Here is a 19431-nt window from a genome sequence, read left to right as displayed (position 1 = left end):
GCCGGCATCCGGCGGGGGCCCTTTCCGCTGCCCCGGAGGGCTACAGCTTCTCGACCGGTGCGTACCGCAGCAGGAGCCGCTTCGGCTTCTCGTCGCCGAAGTCGATCGTCGCCTGCGCGTCCGCGCCCACGCCCTGCACGCCCATGACCGTGCCCAGGCCGAACTGGTCGTGGGTGACCCGGTCGCCGACCTGGAGCGAGATCACCGGCTTGTCGCTGGTCCGCCGGGTGGCGAAGCCGGAGGGGCCGGAGCGGGAGCGCGAGGAGGACAGCGAGGAGGTGATCCCCGAGGTCGGCCCGGCGGGCTTGACCATGGGGCCGGTCCGCTTCCACTCCAGATACGCGGCGGGGATCTCCTCCAGGAAGCGCGAGGCCGGGTTGTACGAGGGCTGGCCCCAGGCGCTGCGCATCGAGGAGCGGGTCAGGTAGAGCCGCTCGCGGGCGCGGGTGATGCCCACGTAGGCGAGGCGGCGCTCCTCCTCCAGCTCCTTGGTCTGGCCGAGCGCGCGCATGTGCGGGAAGACGCCGTCCTCCATGCCGGTGAGGAACACCACCGGGAACTCCAGGCCCTTGGCGGTGTGCAGGGTCATCAGGGTGATGACCCCGGAGCCCTCCTCGTCCTCGTCCGGGATCTGGTCGGAGTCGGCGACGAGGGCGACCTTCTCCAGGAACTCGGCGAGGGTGGCGGGCTCTTCGCCGCGCTCCTGCTCGAACTCCAGGGCCACCGCGGCGAGTTCCTGGAGGTTCTCGATGCGGGTCTCGTCCTGCGGGTCGGTGGAGGCCTGGAGCTCGGCCAGGTACCCCGTCCGCTCCAGGACGGCCTCCAGGACGACGGCCGGGCCCGCGCCGGACTCGGCGATGGTGCGCAGCTCCTCCATGAGCGTGTTGAAGCGCTTGACGGCGTTGGCGGAGCGGGCCGCCATCCCGTACGCCTCGTCGACGCGCTTGAGCGCCTGCGGGAAGGTGATCTTCTCGCGCAGTGAGAGGGCGTCGACCATCGCCTCGGCGCGCTCGCCGATGCCCCGCTTGGGGACGTTGAGGATGCGGCGCAGCGGCACGGTGTCCTCGGGGTTGGCGAGGACGCGCAGGTAGGCGAGGACGTCGCGGACCTCCTTGCGCTCGTAGAAGCGCACGCCGCCGACGACCTTGTAGGGCAGTCCGACGCGGATGAAGATCTCTTCGAAGACGCGGGACTGGGCGTTGGTGCGGTAGAAGACGGCGACGTCGCCGGCCTTGGCCGCGCCGGTGTCCGTGAGCCGGTCGATCTCGTCGGCGACGAACTGCGCCTCGTCGTGCTCGGTGTCCGCGACGTAGCCGGTGATCTGCGCGCCCGCGCCCGCGTTGGTCCACAGGTTCTTGGGGCGGCGGGACTCGTTGCGCTCGATGACCGCGTTGGCGGCGGAGAGGATCGTCTGGGTGGAGCGGTAGTTCTGCTCAAGCAGGATCGTGGTCGCGTCCGGGTAGTCCTCCTCGAACTGGAGGATGTTGCGGATGGTCGCGCCGCGGAAGGCGTAGATCGACTGGTCGGCGTCGCCGACCACGCACAGCTCGGCCGGGCCGAGGTCCTCGTACCCGGTGCCGACGAGCTCGCGGACCAGGGTGTACTGGGCGTGGTTGGTGTCCTGGTACTCGTCGACGAGGACGTGCCGGAAGCGGCGGCGGTAGTGCTCGGCGACGTCCGGGAAGGCCTGGAGCAGGTGGACCGTCGTCATGATGATGTCGTCGAAGTCCAGCGCGTTGGCCTCGCGCAGCCGGGCCTGGTACATCCGGTACGCCTCGGCGAGCGTCTTCTCGAAGCCTCCCCCAGACTCCGTCTGGGAGGTGCCCCCAGCCGCCTGATCGGCGAAGGTCTCCTCGTCGATCAGCTCGTTCTTGAGGTTGGAGATCTTGGCGCTGAAGGACTTCGGCGGGAACTTCTTCGGGTCGAGGTCCAGGTCGCGGCAGACCAGCGCCATCAGGCGCTTGGAGTCGGCGGCGTCGTAGATGGAGAAGGACGAGGTGAAGCCCAGCTTCTTCGACTCGCGGCGCAGGATGCGGACGCACGCGCTGTGGAAGGTCATGACCCACATGGCGTTGGCGCGCGGGCCGACGAGCTGCTCGACGCGCTCCTTCATCTCGCCCGCGGCCTTGTTGGTGAAGGTGATCGCCAGGATCTGGCCGGGGTGGACGTGCCGGCTGCCCAGGAGGTGGGCGATCCGGTGGGTGAGCACCCGGGTCTTGCCGGAGCCGGCGCCGGCGACGATCAGCAGCGGGGTGTCCGTGTGCACGACGGCGGCCCGCTGCTGCTCGTTGAGCCCGTCCAGGAGCGCGGCGGGGTCCACGACGGGCCGGTGGGCGCCGTCGCGGTAGTACGCGTCCCGCTCCGGCGGGGGCGCGTCCCAGTGCTCCCCGAAGAGGGCGTGCGGGACCTCCTCCGCGGCCGGGGCACCGGGCTCGTGGTCCTCGGGCGGGGGCGGGGGCTCCTCCGAGGAGTGGTTCTGGAGGCTCGCCAGGAAGCTGTCGTCAAAGAGGCTGCTCATCGCCTCACGAGTCTAGGACGCCGGACTGACACTCCGCTGCCGCCTCCGGAAGCGACCGGGAAAACCCGAGGTCAGACCCAGAGGGTGGCGATGAAGATGTTCGCCATGGTGAGGCCGCCGACAGCGCCGAAGAGGGCCTTGTCGACCTTCTCCTCGTCGCGCTTGACGTAGACGAGGCCGAGGATCACCACGAGGATCGCCAGCTTGATGCCGACCTTGAGGTTGTTGACCGTGTGGTCGTCGGCCTGGTTGAGCCCGACGAGGGCGACGCCGGTGACGAGCATCGTCAGGGCGCCGTGCAGCATCGCCGGCACGAAGCGGGCGGTGCCCGCGCCCATCGCCTTCATCTGGGTGAGGAAGCCGCCGAGGAGGCTGGCGATCCCGATGATGTGCAGGGCGACGAAGACATTGATGAGGGCGTCCATGGGGCGGAGCCTAACCGGGGCCATAGCACCGGCCTCCGGCCGGGTCCACCTACTCCTCTCCTTCGGTCAGCGGCTGCCGCAAGCACCGTCCGTCTCTCCCCCGGCTCGAACGGAAACGATCGGTACGCGGTCAACTGCCGCCAATAGCGGTCACCTCCCCGCAGCCGCACGGCGCCCAGGTTTAGCGTCCTGCCCCAGGTGGCCGGCTCCCCACCTCCGCCGCACTCCGGCGGTTGCCGGTCACCCCCGCCGAGAAAGACCGGCGGCGGTCCGTCCCCCTGTGCGGACCGTCGCCGGCCCCGGCGGGCAGCGTCCCCCACAGGGAGAGGATGTGACCCGCCCTCGTGGCAGCGCACCGCAAGCCCAAGCAGTCCCCCCTCGGCGGCCAGGCGGCCCGCACCGCCGTCACGCTGGCCCTGGCCTCCGCGGCGACCGCGACGGTCTTCGAGGGGTCCGGGCACGCCGCGCCGCGGCCCACCCCCGCGCAGGTCAGGACCGAGGTCGACCGGCTCTACGAGCAGGCCGAGGTCGCCACCGAGAAGTACGACGGGGCGAAGGAGAAGGCGGACCGGGCACGGGCGGCCTTCGACCGGCTGCGCGACGAGGCGGCCCGCAGGACCGAGCGGCTGAACCGCTCCCGTGACGCCCTGGGCGCGATCGCCGCCGCGCAGTACCGCTCCGGCGGCCTCGACCCCGCGATCCAGCTCGCCCTCACCTCCGACCCCGACCAGTACCTGGAGCGGGCCGCGCTGGCCGAGAAGGCCGGCGAGCGGCAGGCCGTGGCCGTCACCGCCGTACGGCGTGAGCTGGCGGCCGTACGGCGGCTGCGCGGCGAGTCCGAGGGGCGGCTGCGGGAGCTGCGGACCCAGGAGGCGGAGCTGCGGCGGCAGAAGGCGGCCGTGCAGGGAAAGCTGAACGCGGCACGGACCCTGCTCGCCACCCTCACCGCCGAGGAACGGGCCCGTTACGAGGCCGCCGTCGCCACCGGGACGCACGGCGGGGCCGACCGGGCCCCGGGCGCGACCGGGGTGGACCGGGCGGACCGCTCCTCGGCGATCCGCGGCCCCGTCACGGCGCCGAACGCCCGCGCGGCCGAGGCCATCGCCTTCGCCCAGGCCCAGCTCGGCAAGCCCTACGTCTGGGGGGCGACCGGGCCCTCCGCCTACGACTGCTCCGGGCTCACCCAGGCGGCCTGGCGCGCGGCCGGGGTCTCGCTGCCGCGCACGACCTACAGCCAGATCAACGCCGGCAGCCGCGTCTCCCGCTCCGAGCTGGCCCCCGGCGACCTGGTCTTCTTCTACTCCGGGATCAGCCATGTCGGCCTCTACATCGGCGGCGGCCAGATGATCCACGCCCCCCGGCCGGGCGCCCCGGTCCGGATCGCCCCCGTCGACGAGATGCCGTTCGCGGGCGCGACCCGGGTGAGCTGAGACACCGGACAGGCCCTACACGAGGCGGCGGGCGGTGGCCCAGCGGGTCAGCTCGTGCCGGTTGGAGAGCTGCAGCTTGCGCAGCACCGCCGAGACATGGGACTCGACCGTCTTCACCGAGATGAAGAGCTGCTTGGCGATCTCCTTGTACGCGTAGCCCCGGGCGATCAGCCGCAGCACCTCCCGCTCCCGCTGGGTCAGCCGGTCCAGGTCCTCGTCCACGGGCGGCGCGTCCGTGGAGGCGAAGGCGTCGAGGACGAAGCCCGCGAGCCGCGGGGAGAACACGGCGTCGCCCTCCTGGACCCGGAAGACCGAGTCGACCAGATCGGTGCCGGTGATCGTCTTGGTGACGTAGCCGCGGGCGCCGCCCCGGATCACCCCGATGACGTCCTCGGCCGCGTCGGAGACCGACAGCGCCAGGAAGCGCACCGGGTCCTCGGCCGCCGCCATCAGGCTGGCGCAGCGGCGCAGCACCTCGACGCCGCCGCCGCCCGGCAGGTGCACGTCGAGCAGGACGACCTCGGGGCGGGTGGCGGTGATCACCGTCACCGCCTGGTCGACGTCGGCGGCCTCGCCGACCACCTCGACGCCCGTCACATCGGTCCGGCCGATCTCGGCCTGCACCCCTGTACGGAACATGCGGTGGTCGTCGACGAGCACGACCCGCACCCGGCGCTCCGTACCCTGCGCCGCCGCCCCGCTCCCGGTCCCGGTCCCGTCGCTCATCCGTCCGCCCTCTCCATCTCGAGCTCCACTTCGGTGCCCCCGCCCGGCACGGACCTCAGCCGTGCCGATCCGCCGTTGCGCTGCATCCGGCCGATGATCGATTCTCGTACGCCCATGCGGTCGTCGGGGACCGCGTCCAGGTCGAAGCCGGGGCCCCGGTCCTTCACGGAGACGAAGACCGTCCGGCCGTCCACCTCCGCGAAGACCTGCACCGCTCCGCCCTCGCCACCGTACTTGGCGGCGTTGACCATCGCTTCGCGCGCGGCCTGCATCTGCGCGCTCAGCTTCTCGTCGAGCGGGCAGTCGCCGACGACCACGACCTCCAGCGGGACGCCGTGCTTGTCCTCGACCTCGGCGGCGGCCCGCTTGACCGCCTCCGCGAGGGTGGCCGGCTCCTCCTCCTCGTCCTTGCCGGTGCCCTCCGGCTTGTACAGCCAGTTGCGCAGCTCCCGCTCCTGGGCGCGGGCCAGCCTGCGGACCTCGCCGGGGTCGTCGGCGTTGCGCTGGATCAGGGTCAGGGTGTGCAGGACGGAGTCGTGGACGTGGGCCGCGACCTCGGCGCGCTCCTGAGCCCGGATGCGCAGCGTGCGCTCCTCGCTGAGGTCCTGCGACATCCGCACCAGCCAGGGCCCGGCGAGCAGCGCGATGCCGGTGAGGACGGCGACGGCGGCGGTGAGCGCCGTGCCGAGCTGGGTGACGGAGCCGCGGACCACCAGGAAGACGGTGAGCCCGGTGCCGACCAGGCCGACGCCGACGAGCCCGCGGACGGCCTGGAGGACCCGTCTCCTGCGGCCGGGCTCGGTCCAGCTGGCCCGGCGGGCGTTGTCCGCCTGCCGCCAGACGAGGACGACACCGACGCCTATGAGCAGCGAGGGCCAGACATAGCGCCCCGCCTGCTTGTCGACGTTGATGCTGCCGATGAAGGCCGATATGCCGAGCGCCAGCGCGATCAGCGCGAAGACCTGGCCCTTGTCGGGCTTGCGGAGGCGTCTGCGCCCGTCCGCGGTGGTCTCGAAGACCGGCCGGGGGGCGGCCCGGCCGCCGACCCCGAGCGGGACGACGATCCAGAACACCGCGTACAGCAGCGCGCCCAGGCCGTCCGCGAGCAGCAGGGCCACGAAGAACGCGCGGACCCAGATCACGGGAAGCCCGAGGTGTCCGGCGAGACCGCGCGCGACACCGCCGAGCCACCGGCCGTCGGCGCTCCGGTAGAGCCTGCGGACGGGTGGTTCGTCGGTCTCTGCGACACGGGCGGATGCGGACATGCACTGATCGTCACACGTCCGGCCCGCCCGGGACATCAGGGTCCGCCCGGATATCGGCCCCGGAACCGTCTCGGGGTCGCGGCGGGGTCAGCGGCCGTCGGAATATCAGGGTCAAGGCAGGGTCGGTCCCGGTGCCGCCGGGCGTCACGGCCGGTCACCATGGAGCCATGACGAGTTCCACGCCTTCGCACCACGAGGCCCCGCCGCCGGCGGAGGCCGCATCCGCCCCGCCCCTGCGCAGATCGCGTGGGCACAAGGTCGTGGCCGGGGTGTGCGGCGGGCTCGGCCGGCACTTCGACCTCGACCCGGTGATCTTCCGGGTGGCGCTCGGCGTGCTGGCGGTGACCGGGGGCGTCGGGCTGATCTTCTACGGCTTCGCGTGGCTGCTGATCCCGCTCGCGGGCGAGGAGGAGAGCGAGGGGCGCCGGCTGCTGACGGGCCGGGTGTCCGGCTCCTCGCTGACGGCGGTGCTGACGGCCCTGGTGGGCTGCGGCATCTTCCTGTCTATGCTGCACAACAGCGGGACGCTGGCCTTCGCACTGGTCCTGTCGGTCGCGCTGAGCGGGGCGGCGGTGTGGTCGCAGCGGCGGCGCTCGGTCGCCGCGACCGCCGAGGAGGGCGGCCGGATAGACGCGGCCGCGGCGCTCGCGGTCGCCGAGGCGCCGCCCGAGACAAAGGCGCCGCCGCTGGTGGAGTTCCCGTCCTGGTGGCGCGACCCGATCGTCAAGGACGGCTCGACGGGCAAGGTCGCCATCGGCTACGTGTGGGGGCCGCACGGCATCCTCGACGCGGACGGCAAGATCGACGGCGAGGTCCCGACGCCCGGCAGCCAGTGGGGTCCGCCGCGCCCCGTGCCCGAGCGGCCCACCCCCTCGACGCGGGTGCGGACGGGTCCGGCGTCCATCGGCGGGCTCGTGTTCCTGCTCGCCCTGGTCGCGGGCGGGCTCGGCACGGGCCTCTCGTGGCACGGGCATCCGCTGGGCACCAGCCTGCAGATCGGTCTGGCCGCCGCGCTCGCGGTGTTCGGCCTCGGTCTGGTCGTCAGCAGCCTGATCGGCAGGACCGGCTTCGGCACGGTGTTCCTGACGGTGGTGACGGCGGGCCTGCTCGCGGGGGCCTCGACGCTGCCGAAGGACATCTCGACGGAGTGGATCCGCGAGACCTGGCGCCCGGCGAGCGTCGCGGCCGTCCAGCCCCGCTACGAGCTGGGCCTCGGCGTCGGCACGCTGGACCTGTCGGGCCTCAAGGTCCCGGCGGGGACGACGGTGGTCACGCATGTGGAGGTCGGCGCGGGCCGGCTGAAGGTGCTCGTCCCGAAGAACGTGACGCTGAAGATACGGGCCCAGGCGGGCCTCGGCGACCTCCGGCTCCCGGAGGTGACACCCGCGGCCCAGCCACCGGCGGCCCCCGCGCCCTCTGCGGTCCCAGCGACCCCTGCGGCCTCCGCGACCCCCGCCGCGTCGGTGAGCCCCGCCTCGCAGGCGACCCCGTCCCCGCAGCCCTCGCGGTCGCGGGACGACATCGACATCGCCCCGGGCCTCGACGAGACCCGGACGCTCCCGCCGCCGCCGGGCGTCACCCCGGGCGGCACCCTCGACCTCTCCCTGGAGGTCGGGCTCGGACAGGTGGAGGTCATCCGTGCTGATTCATGAGTTCCGCCCCGGGCGGCTGGTGCTGGGCCTCGCCGCGCTCGCCCTCGCGGCCCTCTTCGCGGGCGACGCGGCGGGCAGCTGGTCCGTCCCCTGGCAGGTGGTGATCCCGGTGCTCGGCGGCGCCTTCTGCCTCGCCGCGCTCGCGACCTGGATCGCCTACGGGATACGCCGGCGCGCGGAGAGCAGCGCGTCGAGCGAGAGCAGCGGCGCCCCGGCGAGCAGCAGCGGGAGCCAGGACATCAGATAGGCGAGGTCGTTGCCGAGGTAGTACGGGTTCACCTGCCAGCTCACGGTCAGCCAGAGGCTCAGCGAGATCAGCGCCCCGCCGAGCGCGGCGACCCGGGCGTACAGGCCGAACAGGGTCCCGATGCCGACCAGCAGCTCGCCGAGCGCGATGGCGTAGCCGAAGCCGACGGGGCTCTTGAGGGCCAGGTCGACCAGGGCGGGGAGGGCGGAGATGTCCCGGACGCCCCGCATGACCTCGCCGATCGAGCCGGGGCCGCTGTCGGCGAGGAATCCGGAGGTGGTCAGTTTGTCGAGCCCGGCGTAGATGAAGGTGATGCCGAGGAAGATCCGCAGAGGAAGGAGCGCGTAACGGGAGGCCAGGGCCTTCCAACTGACGACGCCGTCCCACCTGGGGGCCGGCTCCCCGCCCCGCCCCGCCGCTCCGCCGTCCGTCGGTCCCGTCATCTGCGGCCGCCTCTCCACGCCCCATGCCCCACGCCACTGTCCGGCCAAGGTCCGAGGAACGATTCTCCCCGGATTCCCCGCGCCGGGGCAGGGGGCTCAGTCGACGACGTCGATCGTGACCCGGTTGGTCTCGACCCCGGCGGCCGTCACGACCGACACCTCGACGCGGCCCGGCTCGACGTCGGCGGGGAGGGGCACGGTGAGGGCGGTGTCGGTCGGGTTGGCGAAGCCGCCGGGGACCGGGACGAGGGGGACGTGGGCGTGGACCGGGCCGATGCGGACGACCAGCCGGGTCAGCGGGTCGGGGCCGGCCGCGCCGGGCGGGACGAAGCCGGAGCCGCGGATCTCGATGTCGTCGCCGGTCCGGATCGGGGCGTCCAGGTCGCCCGCCTCCCGGGCCCGGACGACCGAGAAGACCTTCGGGCGGCCGCCCTCGGCGCACTTGCCGGCGAGGTAGCCCGCGGCGGAGACGGCGAGGAGGAGGACCAGGGCCCAGGGGAGTTCGGGCAGCCGGTCGGGGGTGCGGGCGAGCCGGACGGCGGAGAGGAGGAGCAGGGCGGCGGAGACCAGGACGTACTGGACGTCGGTGAGGCAGGCGTGGCCGTCGTCGTCGCACAGGAGGTCGGCTGGGCGCGGCCGGTCGGCGGGCACCTTCTGCAGCCGCCGGGCCGCGATCCGCAGCGAGACGATCAGCCGGGCGGTGACGGCGACGCCCGAGACGAGGGCGAAGACCACGAGCAGCCCGGCGCCTCGGCGCAGGCCGAGGTCCACCCCGGGGGCCCCGCCGGCCAGCCGGAGGGAGAGCTGGAGCACGGCGAAGACGCAGAGGAGGAGCCAGCAGGCGGCGACGGTGCGGGAGGTGGAGAGCCGCCGGTCCTCGCCGACGAGCGGGGCGAGGACACCGCCCCGGTCGCGGTGCAGCCGGGCGGCCGCGGTGAGGGCGAGGGCCGGCAGGAGAGCGGCGCCGAGCGCGGCCGTGCGGGTCCCGGTCCAGCCGGTGCCGACGGCGGTGAGGGCCTGGCCGAGGAGCAGGGCGAGCACGGCGCCCCAGACGGCGGCGAGGGTGGCGCGGTGCACCCGGCCGTGCCGGGCCGCGCCCGCTTCCCGGCCGCGCGCGGTGACGGTGCGGGCGGACTGGGCGAGCTCGTCGGAGACCCACTGGCGGGAGGCGACCGGCGAGTGGGCGAGGGCGGCCGGCACGCCGTGGCCCGTGGCGAGCTCGTCGCGGCGGGCGAGGAAGGCGGCGACGGCACGCCGGTGACCGGAGCCCTCGCAGTGCGGGCAGCCGCCGCCGTCCTGGTCCGCCCCGCACTGTCTCGCCTCTTGCACCGCCACGGCGCCGCCCACTTCCCGGTCGGTCGACGTGCCCGCCGAAGCGCCCATCGTCAACTGGCTGTTGATTCACGGGAATTGTGCCGCACCGAGGGAGCACCCCGAGGGCGGCGCACACCCCGCGCGGGAGTGATTGAAGAGTCATCACATTGACGTAAGGGCGGTTTCTACGACAGGAGTTCGGGCTCCGTGCGGCTGATCCGCCGCCACAGCGGCTGGTAGTTGATCCAGGCCACCAGATCACTGCCGAGCTGTTCGCGGGTGGTGACGGCGTCGCGGTGGTCGATCAGCACCGGCCGGCCGGCCGCCCGCGCGGCCAGCTGGACCTGGGCGCAGCGCTCCATGGCGATGAACCACCAGGCCGCCGCGTCGACGGAGGAACCGACGGTGAGCAGCCCGTGGTTGCGCAGCACCATCGCCTTGAAGGGGCCGAGGGCGACCGCGATCCGGCGGCCCTCCTCGGGGTCGACGGTGACACCGGTGTAGGCGTCGTAGAGGACGTGGTCCTGGTAGAAGGCGCAGGCCTCCTGGCTGATCGGGTCGATCAGCTCGCCCAGGGCGGCGAGCGCCCGCCCGTTCAGGGAGTGGGTGTGGACGACGGCGACGACGTCGGGGCGGGCCCGGTGGACCTGGGCGTGCGTGGTGAAGGCGGCCTGGTTGACGTGGTGGGCGCCGTAGACCACCCGCCCGTCGCCGTCGACCAGGATCAGGTCGCTCGCGGTGAGTTCGGCGAAGGGGGCGCCGAAGGGGTTCACCCAGAAGCAGTCGGGGTGCTCCGGGTCGCGGGCGGTGATGTGGCCGGAGACCCCCTCCTCGTAACCGAGCCGCCCGAAGACCCGGAGCGCGGCGGCGAGCCGCTGCTTGCGGTGGGTGCGCTCCTCGGCGGCCGTCGCGTGGACGGGCGGCATGGCGAAGTGGAGCTGCTCGACGGGGACGGGCACCGGTATCTGGGTCATGCGCCGGAAGGTAACTCCCGTCCCCGCAAGTCACCAGAGCCTGTACGGACCAAAGCGCGGCCCGTGAAAACGGGACCGCCGCCCCCGTGACGTACGGGGACGGCGGTCTCAGGCGCTCACGCGCGGGCGGGAATCAGCCCCGAGGGGTCACTCCCACTCGATGGTGCCCGGCGGCTTGCTGGTCACGTCGAGGACGACGCGGTTGACGTCGGCGACCTCGTTGGTGATCCGGGTCGAGATGCGGGCGAGCACCTCGTAGGGCAGGCGCGACCAGTCCGCGGTCATGGCGTCCTCGGAGGAGACCGGGCGCAGCACGATCGGGTGGCCGTAGGTGCGGCCGTCGCCCTGGACGCCGACGGAGCGGACGTCGGCGAGCAGCACGACGGGGCACTGCCAGATCTCGCGGTCGAGACCGGCGGCCGTCAGCTCCTCGCGGGCGATGGCGTCGGCCTCGCGCAGCAGGTCGAGGCGCTCCTTGGTGACCTCGCCGACGATGCGGATGCCGAGGCCGGGGCCGGGGAACGGCTGGCGCTGAACGATCTCCTCGGGCAGGCCGAGCTCCTGGCCCACCATGCGGACCTCGTCCTTGAACAGCTGGCGCAGCGGCTCGACGAGCTGGAACTCGATGTCGTCGGGGAGGCCGCCCACGTTGTGGTGCGACTTGATGTTGGCGGTGCCGGTGCCGCCGCCGGACTCGACGATGTCCGGGTACAGGGTGCCCTGGACCAGGAAGGCGACCTCGGGGCCCTCCTCCTGGAGGATCTCCAGCTGGGCCTGCTCGAAGACGCGGATGAACTCGCGGCCGATGATCTTCCGCTTGGTCTCCGGGTCGGAGACGCCGGCGAGGGCGTCGAGGAAGCGCTCCTGCGCGTCGACGACGACCAGGTTGGCGCCGGTGGCGGCGACGAAGTCCTTCTCGACCTGCTCGGTCTCGCCCTTGCGCATCAGGCCGTGGTCGACGTAGACGCAGGTGAGCTGCGAGCCGATGGCCTTCTGCACGAGCGCGGCGGCCACGGCGGAGTCGACGCCGCCGGAAAGCCCGCAGATGGCGCGCTTGTCGCCGACCTGGGCGCGGATCGCCGCGACCTGCTCCTCGATGACGTTGCCGGTGGTCCAGCTGGGCTCGATGCCGGCGCCGCGGTAGAGGAAGTGCTCCAGGATCTGCTGGCCGTGCGTGGAGTGCAGCACCTCGGGGTGGTACTGGACGCCGTACAGCTTCTTCTCGTCGTTCTCGAAGGCGGCGACGGGCACGACGTCGGTGGACGCGGTGACGCTGAAGCCCTCGGGGGCGGCGGAGCAGGCGTCGCCGTGCGACATCCACACCGACTGCTCGACCGGGGTGCCCTCGAAGAGGGTCGAGCCGGCCTTGGAGACGTGCAGCGGCGTACGCCCGTACTCGCGGGCGCCCGTGTTGTCGACGGTGCCGCCGAGGGTGGTCGCCATCAGCTGGAAGCCGTAGCACATGCCGAAGACGGGGACGCCGGCCTCGAAGAGGGCGCGGTCGAGACGCGGGGCGTTCTCGGCGTACACCGAGGACGGACCGCCGGAGAGGATGATCGCCTTCGGGTTCTTGGCCAGCATCTCGGCCACCGGCATGGTGGACGGGACGATCTCGCTGTAGACCCGGGCCTCACGGACGCGACGGGCGATGAGCTGGGCGTACTGGGCGCCGAAGTCGACAACGAGGACTACGTCCGGGTTGGTGACGTCGGGCGCGGCAGCGGGGGTCGCTGATGACACTACGGCGGCCTTCCGGCGGTAGGAGCGGTTCCCCCGAAGGGGGGCTATTTGTCGATTCTACCGGCGAGCCGCGGCCGGTTTTCGTCTCACCATCCGAACCCGGGTTGCTTCGCGAGATCCAAAAGGGTCCATACTGGGCCCATGCGCAAGCTCACGACCTACGTCTTTACCTATGGCAACCGGCCCACCGGCTGCCATGGTCGTGCTGCTTGAGCAACTGACAAGCGACTTCCCAGGCGCCCCGGGCCGACAAGGCCCGGGGCGTCTGTCGTTTCCGGGCCACGGCACCCAGGGCATCCGACGCATCCGACACCACCAGGAGCCCCACATGACCGCCACGACCACCACCGACAAGACCGGCGCCCGCACCGACGAGGCGGCGGCGCTGATCGGAGACGCCCGGGAGCGCATCGACGCGCTCGACGACCGGATCATCGGCCTGATCCAGGAACGGGTGGCCGTCTCGGCCGTGATCCAGGAGGCCCGGATCTCCTCCGGCGGGCGCCGGGTGAACCTGAACCGCGAGATGGAGGTCCTCGGCCACTACCGCGACGCGCTGGGCAAGCCGGGCACCTCCCTCGCGATGACGATGCTGGAGCTGTGCCGGGGGCGCATCTGACAGCGACCTGACAGCCACCTGACAGGGGGTACACCCCCGCACCCGAGTTCGGTCGCGTCCTCACCCGTACGGCGCGTGACCGGGCCGGGCGCCGCTTCGTTGGTGGTGTTGTCCGTGCCAGCCAGGGGCGGGCCCGAAAAAGACCACGCGTGGCTTTCGCTGGGGCGTGTGACGTACCTCTGGTACGTCGTGGGACCTCGCCCCAGCGCATGTGACCGGACGGCAGGGGACAGCAGCCCGGTCACCCATCAAGGGCGGTCGGTCCCGGGGACGCCCGGGACCGACCGCAACCGGCCGAACGACCGAGACCGCCCCCCACACCGTCCCGTCCCGTCCCCCACACCCCCACCCCTCCCGCTTCCCACCCCAGCGGCGCACCCCACTCCCCCGGCGCCGCGTTTCCCAAGGGCCCCGCGACCGCGAACGGAATTCGCGACGCGGGGCCCTTGCGCTGCCCGGCCCCCGAAGACGTGACGCGCGTCACATGAAGATCTCGTGAGAGCGCTACAACCAATCCTCCAGGTCACCGGTCATCTATGCAGCACCACCCAGAAGCTGGAGAGGGCGCTGCACTCGGAGGGGGGTGCAGCGCCCTTTCCGTCTATCTGGAACCTGCTCAGGCCTTCTTCTGGGCCTTCTTCTCAGGCCTTCTTCGGCGGCACCGCCGGCATCCCCAGGAACGGCAGCTTCAGGGCGCCGAAGGCCTCCGCCGGGACCGCCGGGGACTTGGGCTCGACGGCGGCCAGCCGTACGTACGCCTGCCCCTGGCGCGGGCGCGGGTCGTCCTCGCCCTTGTTCGGCCAGAAGGACATGGCCCGCTCCGCCTGCGCCGTGATCGTCAGCGACGGGTTGACGCCGAGGTTGGCCGAGACGGCGGCGCCGTCGACGACGGAGATGCCCGGGTGGCCGTAGAGGCGGTGGTACGGGTCGATGACGCCCGAGGCGGCGTCCGCGCCGATCGGGCAGCCGCCGAGGAAGTGCGCGGTGAGCGGGGTGCCCATCAGCTCGCCGATGTTGGAGCCCGCGAAGCCGTTGATCTCCTCGGCCATCAGGGCGGCGGCCCGGGTCGCCGCCTCGATCTGGGTCGGGTTGGGCGCGCCGTGGCCCTGCCGGGCGGTGAGCAGGCCCTTGCCGAGGCCGCCGGGCTTGCGGAAGGTGGTCAGGGAGTTGTCCAGGGACTGCATGACCAGGCCGATGATGGTCCGCTCCGACCAGCGCCGGTTGGAGAGCGAGCGGACGGCGAGCGAGGGGTGCTTGACGATCTCGGCCAGCCAGTTGCGGACCCGGTGCGCGCCGTAGGGCACCTGGAGGACGGTGAGGCCGCCCATGGAGTTCGAGCCCTTCCCGTAACGGACGGGCTCGATGTGGGTGTTCTCGTCCGGGTGGATCGAGGAGGTGATCGCGACGCCCTTGGTGAAGTCGACGCGGTCCTTGCCGTGCCGCTTGCGGTAGCGGCGGTCGGTGGTCTGCGAGCCGACCAGCGCCTCCGAGTTGGTCCGGGTGAGCTCGCCGAGCCGGGCCGAGATCCGGGGCAGCAGACCGGTGTCCTTCATGCGGTGCAGCAGGGTCTGGGTGCCGTACGTGCCGGCCGCGACGACCACCCGGCGGGCGGTGAAGGTGCGGCCCGCGCCCTTCTTGCGGTTGTCCGTGGGCAGGGTCTTCACGGCGTAGCCGCCCCGCGAGTCCTCGGTGAGGGCGACGACCGAGGTCATCGGGTGGACGACCGCGCCGGCCTTCTCGGCGAGGTAGAGGTAGTTCTCGTTGAGGGTGTTCTTGGCGCCGTGGCGGCAGCCGGTCATGCACTCGCCGCACTCGGTGCAGGCCTTGCGGGACGGGCCCGCGCCGCCGAAGTACGGGTCGGCGACCTCACCGCCGGGCCTGGCCTTCGCCTCTTCCGCGCCCCCGGCGTCCCCGCCGTCGCCGAAGAAGACGCCGACCGGGGCCATGTGGAAGGTGTCGCCGATGCCCATGGCCTGGGCGGTGGCCTTGAGGTGTACGTCGGAGGGGGTCATCGTCGGGTTGAGCCGGACGCCCAGCATCCGCTTGGCCTGGTCGTAGTACGGGGTGAGCTCGTCCCGCCAGTCGGTGATGTCCTTCCACTGCGGGTCCTCGAAGAACGGCGCGAGCGGTTCGTAGAGGGTGTTGGCGTAGTTGAGGGAGCCGCCGCCGACGCCCGCGCCCGCGAGCACCATGACCTTGCCGAGCAGGTGGATGCGCTGGATGCCGTACAGGCCGAGCGTGGGGGCCCACAGGAAGTTCTTCAGGTCCCAGGAGTTCTTCGGCAGGGTCGCCCGGGTGAAGCGGCGGCCGGCCTCCAGGACGCCGACCCGGTAGCCCTTCTCGGTCAGCCGCAGGGCGGTGACCGAGCCGCCGAAGCCGGAGCCGACGACGATGACGTCGTAGTCGTACGCGGCTTCGTTCTCGTCGGACGAGCCGTCCTCGGCCTGATTCTGGGCAGGGGGTACCGCGGTCATGGCTCTCCTCGTACGAAAAGGGACGGCGAACGGGGTGCGGGTCAGCGCAGGCGCAGGGCCTTCATCAGCTTCAGGGAGGTGCTCATGAGGGCCGCGTACTTCTCGTCGTCCATCCCGAAGGACGGGGCGAGCGGCATCAGCCGCTGCTGGGCGACGGTCTGCGCCTCGGTGAACTTCAGGATGCCCTCGGAGCCGTGCCGGCGGCCGAGGCCGGAGTCCTTCATGCCGCCCATGGGGGCGCGGACGCTGCCGTACGCGGGGGCGTACCCCTCGTTGATGTTGACCGTGCCGGTGCGCAGCCGGGCGGCGAGGGCGTGGCCGCGCCGGGAGTCCCTGGTCCAGACGGAGGAGTTCAGGCCGTACGGGGTGCCGTTGGCGCGCTCGACGACCTCGTCCTCGTCCCGGAAGCGGTAGATCGAGACGACAGGACCGAAGGTCTCCTCGGTGCACACGGCCATCGGGGCCTCGACGCCGTCGAGGATGGTCGGCTCGTAGAAGAGGGGGCCGATGTCGGGGCGGGCGACGCCGCCGGCGACCAGCGTGGCGCCCTTGGCGACGGCCTCGTCGACGTGCCGGGTGACGGTCTCCAGCTGCCGCTCGCCGACGAGGGAGCCCATGTCTGCGCCGTAGGCGAGGGAGCTGCCGAGCCGCATGGCCTTGGTGCGGGCGGCGAAGCGGGCCAGGAAGGCGTCGGCGACGGACTCGTGGACGTACAGCCGCTCGATGGAGATGCAGAGCTGACCGGCCGAGGAGAAGCAGGCGCGGACGGCTCCGGCGGCGGCCTTCTCTATGTCGGCGTCCTTGAGGACGATCATGGCGTTCTTGCCGCCGAGCTCCAGGGTGACGCCGATGAGCCGGGCAGCGGCGCCCTGGGCGACCTCGCGGCCGGTACGGGTGGAGCCGGTGAAGGACACGTAGTCGGCGTGGCGGACGACCTCGGGGCCGACGACCGGGCCCTCGCCGATGACGACCTGGAAGACCTCGGCGGGCAGACCGGCCTCTATGAGCAGGTCACGGGCCCACAGGGCGGTCAGCGCGGTCTCGGTGTCCGGCTTCATCACGACCGCGTTGCCCGCGACGAAGGCGGGCAGCGCGTCGCCGACGGACAGTTCCAGCGGGTAGTTCCAGGGCGCGATCTGGCCGACGACCCCGCGCGGCTGGCGCAGCTCGGTGACCTTGGTGAGGGTCGGCACGACACCCATGTGGTGCTTGGGCCGCAGGTACGCGGGGGCCTGGCGGCCGTAGTGGCGGGCGGCGACGGCGACCGACTGGACCTCCTCGTGGCCGTGCAGGCGCGCCTTGCCGGTCTCCAGCTGGATGAGGTCGAGGACCTCGCCCTGGCGCTGGAGGATCAGGTCGTGGAAGCGCAGCAGCACCGCCGCGCGGACCTTGACAGGGGTCGCCGCCCAGGCGCCCTGGGCGGCGCGGGCGCGCGCGAAGGCCTCGGCGACGTCCTCGGGGGTGGACTCGGGCAGGTCGGCCAGCTTCGCCCCGGTGAAGGGGGTGTGGTTGGCGGTACGGCCGGAGCCCGCGACGCCGCGGGTGAGCCGGGCGACCAGCTCGGGCGTGACCACGTCGGCGGCCGTGCGCGCCCCGGCGGGCGCGGGCGCGACGGGGTTGGTGCCGAGGGGGGCGGGGGCCGCCGCGGCGGGGGCCGGCTCCGCTGCCTGGGCCGCTGCTTGGTCCGGCGCCCGGTCCGCTGTCTGGTCCGCTGCCTGGTCCGAGGGGAGAGCCTGCGAGTCCGTCATGAGGCCGAGGGTAGGCCGCATTCCCGCCTTTGGGTACCCGTCAGTAATGCGTTTTCATCCGGCCCGCACAACCGTGCCAGCGATTACTGGCACATAAGCCCTGATCAGGGGCTTACGGCGTCGCCCGGGGCCCTCCAGTACTTCTTCACGATGTCGAACTGCTCGCGGGTCCGGCTCCAGCTCTCCTCCGGCGAGGACATGTACACGGCGTACTCCGTGCCGTCGTCGCCGTAGTACACCTGGTCGATCGCGTGCCGCGGCCCCGGGAAGGTCTTCTTCTCGGTCCAGGTGAACTCCCACACGCACGAGTCGACCTGGTCACGGAAGGTGTTCTGGGTCAGCCGCACCCGCTGGTAGTCCGGCAGCCGCTTCTCCAGGCTCTTCTCCACGTCGAGCATGTGCATGTACGGATTCTCGAAGTCCGGCGACGTGTCGATGCTGATCCGGATGCGGTGGCGCCCGTTGTCCGGCGTGTAGTCGATCTGGTCGCCGTCCGCCTGTCGCGTCCAGCCGTCCGGCACCAGCAGGCTGAAGCCCTCCGGGTCCTCGACGCGGTGCCAGCCGGCCGGGATCCCGCTCTTGACCGGCTTCTTCGCGCTCTCGGTGACGGGCGCGGTGGTGCCCTCGCCGCCGCCCGCTCGCCCCTTCCCGTCGGGCCGGGTCATCACGAAGAACACCGCGCCGCCCGCCACCAGACCGGCGAGCACGGCCGCGAGCAGCGCGGCGCGCCACCGGCCGCGGCCCTGCGTCCGGACCCCGGCGGGCAGGGTCGCCGAGGCGCCACGGCCCAGCGTCGCGGGGGGCGCGGACTCGGCGGGCGCGTCGGTCCCGTCGTACGGCGCGGGCAGTTGGGCGGTCGTCGAGGGGGCGGCGGCGACCAGCTCCTCCGCCTGGACGCGCTGCGTCGGCACGTACGCCTGCGCGGCCTGCGGCGAACGCCCCTCCATCGCGTCGAGCAGCATCCGTTCGGCCTCGTCCGCGCGCGGACGCTGCTCCGGGTCCTTGCGCAGCAGCGCCACGATGACGGGCGCGAGCGGGCCGGCCTTCTCGGGGTACGGCGGCTCCTCCGTCACCACGGCCTGCATGGTGCTGATCGGCGAACTGCGGCGGAACGGCGAGCCGCCCTCGACCGCCGCGTACAGCGTGGCGCCCAGGGACCACAGGTCGGAGGCGGGTCCCGGGTCGCCGCCCTGTACCCGTTCGGGTGCCAGATAGTCGATGGAGCCGACGAGTTCACCCGTACGAGTGATGGACGAATCGCCTTCGATCGCCGCGATCCCGAAATCGGTGATGAGGACCCGGCCGTCACGCGCGAGCAGCACGTTGCCGGGCTTCACGTCACGGTGCAGCACCCCGGCCGCGTGCGCGGCCCGCAGCGCGCCCAGCACGTGCAGACCGACCCGGGCCGCCTCGCGCGGCTCGATCGTGCCGGCCTCCTTGGCGGCGTCGGCCAACGAGGGCCCGTCCACGTACTGCATGACGATCCATGGGCGGTCGTCGTGCTCCAGGACGTCGTGCACGGTGACCACGCCCGGGTGGGTGATCCGGGCCGCCGCGCGCGCCTCCTTCTGCGTCCGGGCGTGCAGAACCAGCCGGTCGGCCTCGGCCACGAACCGGCCCGCCGTCAACTCCTTGACGGCCACCACGCGGTGCAGCACCTCGTCATGGGCGCGCCAGACCTTGCCCATGCCGCCGCGCCCGATGGACTCGCCCAGCCGATAGCGGCCGGCGAGCAGAAGTCCGGTGCCGGTGCTCTCAGAATGTTCCACGTGCCCCCGCCTGTTTGCTCGGAAGCAAGGTTACGGAGGGGGGTGCGGGGCACGGAACCTCGGGGCGGTTTGTGGAACAACACTGTG

15 protein-coding genes are annotated in these 19431 nt (G+C 72.5%); 4 read left to right on the top strand and 11 right to left on the bottom strand.

The features are described 5' to 3' along the window. Positions 1–40: 40 nt before the first annotated feature. Positions 41–2518, bottom strand: a complete 2478-nt coding sequence (pcrA, locus tag ABTZ54_RS05940; protein ID WP_351657626.1) for a DNA helicase PcrA — start codon at positions 2516–2518, stop codon at positions 41–43. Positions 2519–2589: 71 nt separating this feature from the next. Then, positions 2590–2943, bottom strand: coding sequence for a hypothetical protein (locus ABTZ54_RS05935; RefSeq protein WP_351657624.1), 354 nt, complete (start codon positions 2941–2943; stop codon positions 2590–2592). Between the two features lie 344 nt (positions 2944–3287). Between ABTZ54_RS05935 and ABTZ54_RS05930 the strand changes: the two genes are divergently transcribed. Further along, positions 3288–4373 (top strand): C40 family peptidase, encoded by a 1086-nt coding sequence (locus ABTZ54_RS05930; protein ID WP_351657623.1) that lies wholly within the window; start codon positions 3288–3290, stop codon positions 4371–4373. Between the two features lie 15 nt (positions 4374–4388). On the opposite strand, the gene ABTZ54_RS05925 is transcribed toward ABTZ54_RS05930, so the two are convergent. Both ABTZ54_RS05925 and ABTZ54_RS05920 read right to left on the bottom strand, forming a co-directional pair. Further along, positions 4389–5099, bottom strand: a complete 711-nt coding sequence (locus tag ABTZ54_RS05925; protein ID WP_351657621.1) for a LuxR C-terminal-related transcriptional regulator — start codon at positions 5097–5099, stop codon at positions 4389–4391. Further along, positions 5096–6364, bottom strand: coding sequence for a PspC domain-containing protein (locus ABTZ54_RS05920; protein WP_351657619.1), 1269 nt, complete (start codon positions 6362–6364; stop codon positions 5096–5098). Before ABTZ54_RS05920 ends, ABTZ54_RS05925 begins: the two co-directional genes overlap by 4 nt. Positions 6365–6531: 167 nt before the next feature. Here ABTZ54_RS05920 and ABTZ54_RS05915 point away from each other — a divergent pair, with 167 nt between their 5' ends. Both ABTZ54_RS05915 and ABTZ54_RS05910 read left to right on the top strand, forming a co-directional pair. After that, positions 6532–8016, top strand: coding sequence for a PspC domain-containing protein (locus tag ABTZ54_RS05915; protein WP_351657617.1), 1485 nt, complete (start codon positions 6532–6534; stop codon positions 8014–8016). Beyond that, the gene (locus ABTZ54_RS05910; RefSeq protein ID WP_351657615.1) at positions 8003–8263 is read left to right on the top strand and encodes a hypothetical protein; all 261 of its coding nucleotides are present in this window, start codon (positions 8003–8005) and stop codon (positions 8261–8263) included. The genes ABTZ54_RS05915 and ABTZ54_RS05910 overlap by 14 nt, the downstream gene beginning before the upstream one ends. On the opposite strand, the gene ABTZ54_RS05905 is transcribed toward ABTZ54_RS05910, so the two are convergent. The 4 genes from ABTZ54_RS05905 to guaA form a co-directional block, all read right to left on the bottom strand. Then, positions 8173–8706, bottom strand: a complete 534-nt coding sequence (locus ABTZ54_RS05905; RefSeq protein ID WP_351657613.1) for a DoxX family protein — start codon at positions 8704–8706, stop codon at positions 8173–8175. The two genes, ABTZ54_RS05910 and ABTZ54_RS05905, sit on opposite strands and share 91 nt — an antisense overlap. 96 nt (positions 8707–8802) lie before the next feature. Next, a complete protein-coding gene (locus tag ABTZ54_RS05900) occupies positions 8803–10041 on the bottom strand; it encodes a hypothetical protein (protein ID WP_502997191.1) in 1239 nt (412 codons plus the stop codon). A 164-nt stretch (positions 10042–10205) separates the two neighbouring features. Then, on the bottom strand, positions 10206–10994 hold the full coding sequence (locus ABTZ54_RS05895) for a class II aldolase/adducin family protein (protein WP_351657610.1): 789 nt from the start codon (positions 10992–10994) through the stop codon (positions 10206–10208). Positions 10995–11141: 147 nt separating this feature from the next. After that, positions 11142–12734 carry a glutamine-hydrolyzing GMP synthase gene (gene guaA, locus ABTZ54_RS05890; RefSeq protein ID WP_351657608.1) on the bottom strand — a complete coding sequence of 531 codons (1593 nt, stop codon included), beginning with the start codon at positions 12732–12734 and terminating at the stop codon, positions 11142–11144. 328 nt (positions 12735–13062) lie between these two features. On the opposite strand from guaA, the gene ABTZ54_RS05885 reads away from it, so the two are divergent. Beyond that, positions 13063–13353, top strand: a complete 291-nt coding sequence (locus ABTZ54_RS05885) for a chorismate mutase (RefSeq protein WP_351657606.1) — start codon at positions 13063–13065, stop codon at positions 13351–13353. Positions 13354–13994: 641 nt separating this feature from the next. On the opposite strand, the gene ABTZ54_RS05880 is transcribed toward ABTZ54_RS05885, so the two are convergent. From ABTZ54_RS05880 to ABTZ54_RS05870, 3 genes are all read right to left on the bottom strand, one after another. Then, positions 13995–15827: a GMC oxidoreductase gene (locus ABTZ54_RS05880; protein WP_351657604.1), complete on the bottom strand. Its 1833-nt coding sequence runs from the start codon at positions 15825–15827 to the stop codon at positions 13995–13997. Between the two features lie 41 nt (positions 15828–15868). Next, on the bottom strand, positions 15869–17575 hold the full coding sequence (locus ABTZ54_RS05875; RefSeq protein WP_351657603.1) for a succinic semialdehyde dehydrogenase: 1707 nt from the start codon (positions 17573–17575) through the stop codon (positions 15869–15871). Between the two features lie 104 nt (positions 17576–17679). After that, a complete protein-coding gene (locus tag ABTZ54_RS05870; RefSeq protein WP_351657601.1) occupies positions 17680–19344 on the bottom strand; it encodes a serine/threonine-protein kinase in 1665 nt (554 codons plus the stop codon). Between the last annotated feature and the right edge of the window lie 87 nt (positions 19345–19431).

The sequence above is a fragment of the Streptomyces sp. NPDC094032 genome (genome assembly GCF_040303965.1).
In the GTDB taxonomy this organism is placed as follows: Bacteria; Actinomycetota; Actinomycetes; order Streptomycetales; family Streptomycetaceae; genus Streptomyces.
This window is presented reverse-complemented; position numbering and strand designations above follow the sequence as displayed.

Bases quoted from the DNA above. Each gene is read 5' to 3' on its own strand.
- pcrA (WP_351657626.1), bottom strand. From the start codon at position 2,518: ATGAGCAGCCTCTTTGACGACAGCTTCCTGGCGAGCCTCCAGAACCAC.
- ABTZ54_RS05935 (WP_351657624.1), bottom strand. From the start codon at position 2,943: ATGGACGCCCTCATCAATGTCTTCGTCGCCCTGCACATCATCGGGATC.
- ABTZ54_RS05925 (WP_351657621.1), bottom strand. From the start codon at position 5,099: ATGAGCGACGGGACCGGGACCGGGAGCGGGGCGGCGGCGCAGGGTACG.
- ABTZ54_RS05920 (WP_351657619.1), bottom strand. From the start codon at position 6,364: ATGTCCGCATCCGCCCGTGTCGCAGAGACCGACGAACCACCCGTCCGC.
- ABTZ54_RS05915 (WP_351657617.1), top strand. From the start codon at position 6,532: ATGACGAGTTCCACGCCTTCGCACCACGAGGCCCCGCCGCCGGCGGAG.
- ABTZ54_RS05905 (WP_351657613.1), bottom strand. From the start codon at position 8,706: ATGACGGGACCGACGGACGGCGGAGCGGCGGGGCGGGGCGGGGAGCCG.
- ABTZ54_RS05895 (WP_351657610.1), bottom strand. From the start codon at position 10,994: ATGACCCAGATACCGGTGCCCGTCCCCGTCGAGCAGCTCCACTTCGCC.
- ABTZ54_RS05885 (WP_351657606.1), top strand. From the start codon at position 13,063: ATGACCGCCACGACCACCACCGACAAGACCGGCGCCCGCACCGACGAG.
- ABTZ54_RS05880 (WP_351657604.1), bottom strand. From the start codon at position 15,827: ATGACCGCGGTACCCCCTGCCCAGAATCAGGCCGAGGACGGCTCGTCC.
- ABTZ54_RS05875 (WP_351657603.1), bottom strand. From the start codon at position 17,575: ATGACGGACTCGCAGGCTCTCCCCTCGGACCAGGCAGCGGACCAGACA.